The sequence below is a fragment of the Pedobacter sp. UYP30 genome (genome assembly GCF_040547165.1).
Classification (GTDB): domain Bacteria; phylum Bacteroidota; class Bacteroidia; order Sphingobacteriales; family Sphingobacteriaceae; genus Pedobacter.
Genome location: NZ_JBEPPD010000022.1, coordinates 44,176 through 52,927, shown reverse-complemented (window position 1 = coordinate 52,927; position 8,752 = coordinate 44,176). Strand labels below are relative to the sequence as shown.

At 36.4% G+C, this 8,752-nt stretch carries 8 protein-coding genes; 2 read left to right on the top strand and 6 right to left on the bottom strand.

The genetic code is table 11. The features are described 5' to 3' along the window. Positions 1 to 185: 185 nt before the first annotated feature. Positions 186 to 683: a DinB family protein gene (locus ABIB40_RS18075; protein WP_354360851.1), complete on the bottom strand. Its 498-nt coding sequence runs from the start codon at positions 681 to 683 to the stop codon at positions 186 to 188. 288 nt (positions 684 to 971) lie between these two features. After that, positions 972 to 1,661, bottom strand: a complete 690-nt coding sequence (locus tag ABIB40_RS18070; protein ID WP_354360849.1) for a helix-turn-helix transcriptional regulator — start codon at positions 1,659 to 1,661, stop codon at positions 972 to 974. Between the two features lie 258 nt (positions 1,662 to 1,919). Here ABIB40_RS18070 and ABIB40_RS18065 point away from each other — a divergent pair, with 258 nt between their 5' ends. Beyond that, positions 1,920 to 4,409, top strand: a complete 2,490-nt coding sequence (locus tag ABIB40_RS18065; RefSeq protein WP_354360847.1) for an ATP-binding protein — start codon at positions 1,920 to 1,922, stop codon at positions 4,407 to 4,409. Positions 4,410 to 4,453: 44 nt separating this feature from the next. Here the strand turns inward: ABIB40_RS18065 and ABIB40_RS18060 are convergent, their stop codons facing one another. The 4 genes from ABIB40_RS18060 to ABIB40_RS18045 form a co-directional block, all read right to left on the bottom strand. Beyond that, complete coding sequence (locus ABIB40_RS18060) at positions 4,454 to 4,813, bottom strand: bleomycin resistance protein (RefSeq protein WP_354360845.1); 360 nt, start codon at positions 4,811 to 4,813, stop codon at positions 4,454 to 4,456. A 74-nt stretch (positions 4,814 to 4,887) separates the two neighbouring features. Continuing rightward, positions 4,888 to 6,219 carry a sigma-54-dependent transcriptional regulator gene (locus ABIB40_RS18055; protein WP_354360843.1) on the bottom strand — a complete coding sequence of 444 codons (1,332 nt, stop codon included), beginning with the start codon at positions 6,217 to 6,219 and terminating at the stop codon, positions 4,888 to 4,890. A 64-nt stretch (positions 6,220 to 6,283) separates the two neighbouring features. Continuing rightward, positions 6,284 to 6,604 (bottom strand): hypothetical protein, encoded by a 321-nt coding sequence (locus tag ABIB40_RS18050; RefSeq protein WP_354360842.1) that lies wholly within the window; start codon positions 6,602 to 6,604, stop codon positions 6,284 to 6,286. A gap of 404 nt (positions 6,605 to 7,008) precedes the next feature. Next, complete coding sequence (locus tag ABIB40_RS18045; RefSeq protein ID WP_354360840.1) at positions 7,009 to 7,329, bottom strand: hypothetical protein; 321 nt, start codon at positions 7,327 to 7,329, stop codon at positions 7,009 to 7,011. Positions 7,330 to 7,741: 412 nt separating this feature from the next. Here ABIB40_RS18045 and ABIB40_RS18040 point away from each other — a divergent pair, with 412 nt between their 5' ends. After that, positions 7,742 to 8,722 carry an acyl-ACP desaturase gene (locus tag ABIB40_RS18040; RefSeq protein ID WP_354360838.1) on the top strand — a complete coding sequence of 327 codons (981 nt, stop codon included), beginning with the start codon at positions 7,742 to 7,744 and terminating at the stop codon, positions 8,720 to 8,722. The last annotated feature ends 30 nt before the right edge of the window (positions 8,723 to 8,752 follow it).

Here is an 8,752-nt window from a genome sequence, read left to right as displayed (position 1 = left end):
TGGGGCCGTTGGGTTAAAAGAAGTAACGGGCCTCCATCCATTACAGGAATGGGGAGTTTGGTTTGTTTGAAATAAAGCTCCGTTAATGCTTGGTTGGCGTCACCATAGATTCACGCATTTTTATTCAAATGGCTCATGACGATGAAATTCCTTGATCAAGAAGTAATTTTGACCAAGGAAAGACTTTAAAAATTCTGATTGTCGGCACTTGGACCGTAACTTACAGGGATAGGAATGTCCAATAGTCTTAAATAAATACCAAGTTGTGCCCTGTGGTGGGCGGTTTGGCTAAAGGAATGGCGAATCGTTTCATATTTCGTATAATCTGCTAAAATCTTTTCGTCATTACGCAATATCCATTTACCTTCTAAGTCTTTATCGGTTGCTTTTTCTAGCGCTTCTTTCCCGTCTTCATAACTCTTTTGCAAAAGCTTTACCAAGTCATCTGCGTTATTTACATGGACTGGTTGGTAAGGGGTGGTTGCAAAATCTAGCCCATCAGTAGTTAACGCTATACTTACCCAACTTGGCAATTCAGCAATGTGGGTGGCAAGTGCTTTCATTTTCATGCTTTTTTGGTGCGGTGCCCAATCAAATTTATCAACGGGTACAATTGCCATAAATTTTTTAGTGGTCTTAAATTCGGCCTCTAATTCTTTTAGTAATAATTTGATGATGTCCATATTTTTTCGTTTTAATGTTTCTTTTAAGCTTAATTCAAATAGTATTAACCCAGCTAAACCCATAGGTTTTAGGTGTTGTTTACACAAAGTAAACAGCAATGAGTGACAACCTTATGGCAGTGTAAAAAAAATAAAATTATTTTATTAAAAAAAAATTCTGGACAGCTCTTATCTATTATAACTGTTTGAGTGTGATACACCCGGGGTTGAACGTCCATTCTTTAAGGCCTTAAAGGCATGGACTGAAATTGCCTTAATCTAAAGGTAGCAAATCTCGAAGAAAAAAAATTAGAAATTAACAGGTAGCAAGTTCATATAGTCGCTCATAGGCATGTGACTCGGTTTTTCGAAGGGTTTGTTAAGGGGTCTTAAATAGATAATTCTTGTCAGGTTGAAATCTCGGTATTGAATACGGAGGTGACACCATGCGATTAAGTGCCAACTAAAAGCATAAAATATTAAGCCAATAGGTTCAACGGTACGTTTACTAATTTCGTCTTTTGCATTTTTATACTCCAATTCAACTATAGTTTTTTCCGATATCGAGTTTTGAAGGAGGGAAAGGTATTCAAAATTGAAATTTAACCGCTGTGGAATTTGAAGTTTTATATGTTGATTTAAGGTTTGTAACTTTTCTTTCTGTGGTGCCCTTAAAACTGCTTTAACTTTTGTAAGCGCTGTTGAATAATGTGAACGGATAGAATTATCAGCGAAACCCTTTACTAAACTTTCGACAAGTAAAAGGGCGTTTGCCTCATCCATACTAAAGGAAACAGGTGGAAGAAAAAATCCCTGAACCAAAAAATAGCCTTTATGTTGTTCGAAACTTAGGGGGATTCCTTGCTCTTGTAAAGCTTTAACATCTCTATAAACGGTTCTGGTGCTGATATTAAATTGCTCGGAGATGTTTTCCGCAGAAATATATTTGCGCGATTGCATTAAGGTTATGATTCCGAAAAGACGATCGATGCGATTCATAGTCAAATATCAGGTTAAAATTAAGAAACATCTATTGTTTTGTGCATCTAGATAGCGTTTTTTACAAAGAGGAATAGATAGTTTTAATGGAGAGAAGAAAATCCTATTCAGATCAATGGTTGGCTTTGCTGGTAAAGTTGTCTTTTCATCTTATACCAGCGGTTATGTATTTATGAAAAAACGCGCTTGGTACGTTATTTGTCAAACTGGGCACACATGTTTTTTTCTAATAAAATTCGTGAGGTTTAAAGCGGTAATATGAGTTTAATGAGTAGAGGTCTTCAAAGAAAAATTTTTAAATCGGTAAAGGGAAAAGTTATTTTAGGTTTCATCTGTGCATTTTTTGCACTCTTGTTGGCCGGGTATGTCAGTAAATTTGCATTTGGTAAGATGTTATCTGTGGTAGAAGAAATTTCTCAGCCAAACGCAAGATTGAGGATTGTTAACGATTTAACCCATAAAATAGCTCGATTAGACCAATTACAGAGAAAGGAAGCCTTTGATAACGATGGCAACGATAATTTCTTAACCGAATCAAAAAGATTAAGGTTGAGCTTGGATACGCTTAGAAGTTTGTACGCTAATGATTCTGCACAACTGGAAAGAATTAAATCTTTGAAAAAGCTACTTAGAGACCGGGATAAGCAATTTTTGGCTTATCTAAAGGTTAGAGAGAATCTGGTAAATACCAAGTCGTTTTCAGAAGATGTTAGTAAAATTAGTGGGTTGGTAAGTAAGCAATCGAGGCAAGCAGATAGTGCAGTATTAATTACGCAGACCACTACTAGCACTACCACCGTTGGGCCAGACGATGAAAAGAAATCTAGAGGATTTTTAAGCAAGTTGTTCGGTAAGAAAAAAGCCGATGCTTACAAAATTATTAACGAAGAGTTTAAGGTAAAGAGAGATACGGTAAACCCGAAAGCTGAAGATAGCCTTCTTAATAGCATGGAAAGTGCATTAAGAAGTATCGCCAAAACACAACGGTTAAAAGGGCAGAAATTTTTGCAACAAGAATCTGAACTTGCTGTAGCTAGCAATACATTAACCAGGCAAATGCTCAAAATTTTAAAGGAAGTTGAGGCGCAAGCTGTGCAGCAAATGGATTTAAACGGGCGGCAGGCTAAACAAGTGGTAAATGCTAGTGTTGCTCAAATAACAGCCATTCTGGTGGTCTTCTTTTTTTTAACTATTGTGTTGATGTACCTCATTTTGTCTGACATTACTAAAAGTAACCGTTACAGGAAGGCTTTGGAACTGGCAAGGGACGAGGCCGAATATCATGGCAAGGCTAAGCAGCGCTTTCTTTCGAACATGAGCCATGAAATTAGAACCCCTTTACAGGCTATTTTAGGTTATTCAGAATTAATCTCGCTCCAAGATATTCCACGAAAGAAAGATATTAATGCCATTTACCAATCCTCAGTACATCTTTTGCAAATTGTGAACGAAATTTTAGATTACAACAGAATAATTTCTGGGGAGTTTACCTTTAATAACCACATTTTTAGAATGCAAGATCTTCTTGATGAAGTGGTTTCGGTTATTCTTCCACTTGCAGAGCAGAAATCGTTAAAGCTTAGCACGCATGTAGATACTCCTGGAGTTGAATTTGTAAAAGGTGATGCATTTCGTTTAAAGCAGGTATTGTATAACATTATTGGAAATGCTGTTAAATTTACCTTTGATGGAGAAATAAAGCTCTCTGTTTCCGCAAAAAAGCAGAACGAACACGTACATCTCAATTTCATTATAGAAGATACGGGTATTGGATTTGCAGAAACTGAAATTGATACAATATTTAATGAGTTTGAGCAAGTCGAATCGCCAGAGAAGTATGTCGTTAATCAAACAGGTACGGGATTGGGATTAAGTATTGTAAAATCGCTTGTAGAAAATCAAGGTGGAAGAATCCATGTTAAGAGTAAGCCTGGGATTGGCACTATTTTTAGTGTTTTTCTGAAGTTTGAAAGTGCCGAGGAGGAGATACCCGACTCTTTGGAATTAAAGAACTATAAGATTTCTACCAAACAAACTGTCTGGGTAATAGACGACGACAAGTTGATACTGGATCTTTGTGGTTTAATTTTCGAAAGGAACAAAATTCCGTACAAATGTTTTAATGAAATAACTGAAATTCTTAACGAACAACCTGTAGATAGTTTGGCATTTGTTCTTGTAGATATGCGCTTACCAGAAATGACAGGCTTAGAACTTTGCAAAATTCTTAAGAAAAAACTGCCTCCTCACGTCCGGTTCTATGCAATAACCGCCCAAGTGTTACCAGATGAAAGGGATTTGGTTTTGAAAGAAGGCTTTGAAGGATTGATAATGAAGCCCTTTAGAGCGGTCGATCTGCTTTCCATATTCGATAATGTAGATATGGATGATTTGAAACCTGAGCTTGATTTTTCTAACATTGAAAAGATGACTTTTGGCGACCAGCAAATGTTAAAAAAAATTCTTACAACTTGTAGGTTGGATTCTCTAGCAGATGCTAAGCAACTAACAATATTTTTAGAAGAGAACAATCAAGCCGATGCCCGACTAATTGTGCACAGGCTAGCAGGGAGGATGGCTCAGATTGGGTCTAAAACTTTGGCGACTTCTTTTAGATTATTGGAAATTGATATAGCCGAGATAGGCCTTACTATCTCGATAAAGAATGAAGTGGTAAATCAGTTGGCAAAGTTAGATGAAGTGTTGGCCCTTTTGGACGGCATGGAACGTGCGCCAGCAGATGAATGATGCCTTGGAAATAAAGTCCCAATAACACCTTTTTTCATCAAACATTATGGCCAATCCTGCAAGAAAGTAAGTAAGTTGCTATCAGGGTCGAGCACCGAGAATTCTTTTTGTCCCCAAGGTTTAATTTGGAGACTTCCGTTTGGATGTATTTCAGTTCCTGCTTGTTGAAGTGTTCGATATAAACCATCTATATCGTCTGTTCTGATGTAAACCTGTCCGTAATTCTCTTTTGGGTCTAAATCTTTAAATTCAAAAAAATGAATTTGAACACGGTCTTTTTCCACCATAAGGTAACCATCAAAATCGGCTGTGCCAACGGCTTCAAAACCTAATTTTTTCAAATAAAAATCTTTGGTAACTGTTTTATTGCGCATGGGCAATTTTGGGTGGATGGCTGTTAGCATTTCATTTAATTTCTGAGTTCAATTATCCTAATTATTGCAGTATATAGGGCTGATTCACAACTTCTAAAAAGATGTTAATCAATACCATACCGTTCCATTTTGGTGTAGAGTGTTTTCCTATCTATGTTTAACATTTTAGCAGCTTTAGATTTATTGTGTTTTGCCTTAATAAGCGTTTCAGAGATTAACATTTTCTCGTTTTGCTCATTTGTCGCCTTTAAATCAGAAGAATAATTAGGACTGTGCTGGTGTTTTACCGCAATGGTCATTTCATCTGGCAAAGCAGTTATTTCAGCAACATCGCCAGGGGTTAACAATACCATCCGTTTAATAACATTGCTCAATTCCCGTAAATTTCCAGGCCAATCATAGTTCAATAAGAGTGTTTTCGCTTCTTTTGAGATGCTCTTCACATTCCTGTCTAAATCTCTATTTGATAATTTGACGAAATGATTTATAAACAAGTCTAAATCACCGTCTCTATCTCTTAATGCAGGTATTTGGATTTTAAATTCATTTAGTCTGTGGTATAAATCTTCTCTAAAATCGGCCTGCTGAATCATGCTCGTCAAATCCTCGTTTGTTGCAGTAATTATGCGAACATCCACAGGTACCTGTTTTATGCTGCCAAGCGGCTGAATGGTTTTTTCTTGTACCGCCCTGAGTAATTTAACTTGAACCTCATAACTTAGGTTTCCAACTTCATCTAGAAATAGGGTTCCCCCATCTGCAAATTCAAACTGACCTTTTTTGTCATTTAACGCACCCGTAAATGCACCTTTTATATGCCCGAATAATTCGCTTGCGGCCAGATTTTTAGAAAGCGCGCCACAATCTATGGCCACAAAAGGCTTATTTGCTCGTTTGCTTTGTTGGTGAAGGGTTCTGGCTGCAAACTCTTTTCCCGTGCCACTTTCACCTTGAATAATGACCGACATTTCTGTAGGAGCAACCAACGCAATAAAGCCGTAGAGTTTGTTTGCAACAGCACTTTCTCCTTTTATAAAATCACCGTCAGTTGGGTTTACAACATCAATTATAAGGCTTTTCTTCTCCAATGAGTTTTTAATAACCATTAAAAGCTCATCTGGATTTACAGGTTTTGTGATGTAATCAAAAGCACCTAATTGCATAGACTTTACCGCTGTGCGAACATCGTTAAAGCTAGTCATTACAATAATTGGGGTAGATAAGCCTAAGTTTCTAGAGTGCGTAATTACTTCTAATCCAATTCCATCGGGAAGTCTGTAATCAACTAAAAATAAATCAAATTCTTGCTTATCGATTAATTTAATGGCCTGTTTAATCTGCGTTACAAGCGTAACTTCATGCTTGTGTCTGGTAAGAAAACCATCAAGGAGTTGGGCAAATGTAGTATCGTCTTCTAAAATAAGTATTTTCGCCATGCAGCAAAAATAAGAAAAGCCAGACAAAGTCTGGCCTTTCTATATAAATGTTAATTATGGGTGTTTATTCTACAGGTTTTCCGTCTTTGTCAATTTTTAAAGCACCTGTTTGCTCTTCTTTTTTAACATTGATAAGGAAATACTCTTTTTCGCCATCTTTAACTGCCCAAGCTTCCGTTGGCGTCCAATCTTTGTAAGCGTCTGTTTTTAACGTTGCCGTTACAGCCGCCGGTAGCGAGTCTAATTTAACAGGTGTTTTTACAACACTATCTTGAACCATCACAATTGTATTTGTATTGGTCTTTACTGTATTTATTTCGTTTGCGTTTACTACTGTTAATCCTCCGATAGCTAAAAATGCAGCTGATAAAATTAATTTTTTCATGGTTCTAAATCTTTAATGTATTAATTATTCTAATTACTTATTGTTGTTATGCCAAGTAGTGTAACACAATGATGCCAATTAATTATTAATTTTTAAATTGTTGATTATCAGTTACTTAATTTTTTTCTAAAACTTTTAAGTGTGGAAAAACTCCACACTCTGTAGTTAAATGGGTCAAGTATTGACGGTGAAAAATCTTGAATTAAAAAATGGCGGTATAGTTTAGCTAAATGGTGGCCTGTTTAATCTGCGTTACAAGTGTAACTTCATGTGTCTGGTAAGAAAACCATCAAGCAGTTGGGCAAATGGTATCGTCTTCTAAAATAACCATTTTCGCTATACAGCAAAAACAAGAAAAGCCAGATAAAATCTGGCTTTTCTATATAGATGTTAATTTTGGGTGTTTATTCTACAGGTTTTCCGTCTTTGTCAATTTTTAAAGCACCTGTTTGCTCTTCTTTCTTAACATTGATAAGGAAATACTCTTTTTCGCCATCTTTAACTGCCCAAGCTTCCGTTGGCGTCCAATGTTTATAAGCATCTGTTTTTAACGTTGCCGTTACAGCCGCCGGTAGCGAGTCTAATTTAACAGGTGTTTTTACAACACTATCTTGAACCATCACAATTGTATTTGGATTGGTCTTTACTGTATTTATTTCGTTTGCGTTTACTACTGTTAATCCTCCGATAGCTAAAAATGCAGCTGATAAAATTAATTTTTTCATGGTTCTAAATTTTTAATGTATTAATTATTCTAATTATTTGTTCTTGTTATGCCAAGTAGTGTAACACAATGATGCCAACTAATTATTTATTTTTAAATTATTGATTACTAGGTGCTTAATTTTTTTATTAAAACTTTTAAGTGTAGAATTTTTCCACACTCTGTGGTTATATGGGTCAGGTGTTGGCGTTAAAAAATCTTGAATTAAAAAATGGCGGTAAGGTTTAGCTAAATGATGGCCTTAATTAGCAATTTTCTAATTCATCAAAATAGACTTCGTTATTCTAATTCGTAGATAAGAGCATCTCAAAGGACTTGTTACCCGGTCGAAATGTTTTTTGGATTGTTACATAAAATATACTTTGCCATAAAATTTGGTTATATTTGTTTTTAAAAAATTATAGAAATAACAGATGAGTTTTTTTGCAGATAAGAGACGGGAAGTAATGGTGCATGTAGAGAAATATATGCTAGAGATGATGGACACATACTTAAAGCCCATAGATACCAATTGGCAGCCTTCCGATTTTTTGCCAGATTCTACCGGAGAAAGTTTTTATGAAGATGTGAGGGCATTAAGAGAAACAGCAAAAGATTTATCTTATGATCTAGTTGCGGTGCTTATTGGCGATACCATAACAGAAGAAGCTTTGCCAACGTACGAATCTTGGTTAACGATGGTTGATGGGCAAAGTAAAGATGAAGAAGGTGGTTGGATGAAATGGGTGCGGTTCTGGACTGCAGAAGAAAATAGGCATGGCGATGTGCTGAATAAATACCTATACCTATCTGGGCGCGTAGATATGCGCCAAATGGAAATTTCTACCCAATATTTAATTGCCGATGGTTTTGACATTGGTACCGGCCACGATCCTTATAGAAACTTTATTTATACGAGTTTTCAAGAAATGGCCACAAACGTATCGCACAGGCGCGTAGCTTCCATGGCAAAAAAAGAGGGCGACACACTGCTTTCTAAAATGTGTGGCGTAATCGCATCCGATGAGGCCAGACACGCAAAAGCCTACAAAGATTTTATGAACAAGATTTTTGAAGTAGATCCGAACGAAGCCATACTTGCATTCGAAGATATGATGCGGAAAAAGATTGTAATGCCAGCTCACTTTCTTCGCGAAGTTGGATTGAAAATTGGCCAAACTTTTGGTCATTTTACAGATGCTGCACAACGCTTAGGCGTTTATACTGGTGTAGATTATGTAGAAATTATGCAACAGCTTCTAGAAGATTGGCAAATAGAAAGCCTGAGAGATTTAGATGCCGCCGGAGAGAAAGCCAGAGATTATTTATTGGCCTTACCAGATCGCCTGTTACGCGTAGCGGATCGAATGAAAAATCCAACAATGGATTATAAGTTTAGCTGGATAGTTGGGTAAATCCTATTAAAAATATAAAATTAAAAAGCC

What these genes read in the sequence shown, in the direction of transcription:
- ABIB40_RS18070 (WP_354360849.1), bottom strand. Translation starts at nt 1,661, where the DNA reads ATGAATCGCATCGATCGTCTTTTCGGAATCATAACCTTAATGCAATCG.
- ABIB40_RS18045 (WP_354360840.1), bottom strand. Translation starts at nt 7,329, where the DNA reads ATGAAAAAATTAATTTTATCAGCTGCATTTTTAGCTATCGGAGGATTA.
- ABIB40_RS18050 (WP_354360842.1), bottom strand. Translation starts at nt 6,604, where the DNA reads ATGAAAAAATTAATTTTATCAGCTGCATTTTTAGCTATCGGAGGATTA.
- ABIB40_RS18060 (WP_354360845.1), bottom strand. Translation starts at nt 4,813, where the DNA reads ATGCTAACAGCCATCCACCCAAAATTGCCCATGCGCAATAAAACAGTT.
- ABIB40_RS18065 (WP_354360847.1), top strand. Translation starts at nt 1,920, where the DNA reads ATGAGTTTAATGAGTAGAGGTCTTCAAAGAAAAATTTTTAAATCGGTA.
- ABIB40_RS18055 (WP_354360843.1), bottom strand. Translation starts at nt 6,219, where the DNA reads ATGGCGAAAATACTTATTTTAGAAGACGATACTACATTTGCCCAACTC.
- ABIB40_RS18075 (WP_354360851.1), bottom strand. Translation starts at nt 683, where the DNA reads ATGGACATCATCAAATTATTACTAAAAGAATTAGAGGCCGAATTTAAG.
- ABIB40_RS18040 (WP_354360838.1), top strand. Translation starts at nt 7,742, where the DNA reads ATGAGTTTTTTTGCAGATAAGAGACGGGAAGTAATGGTGCATGTAGAG.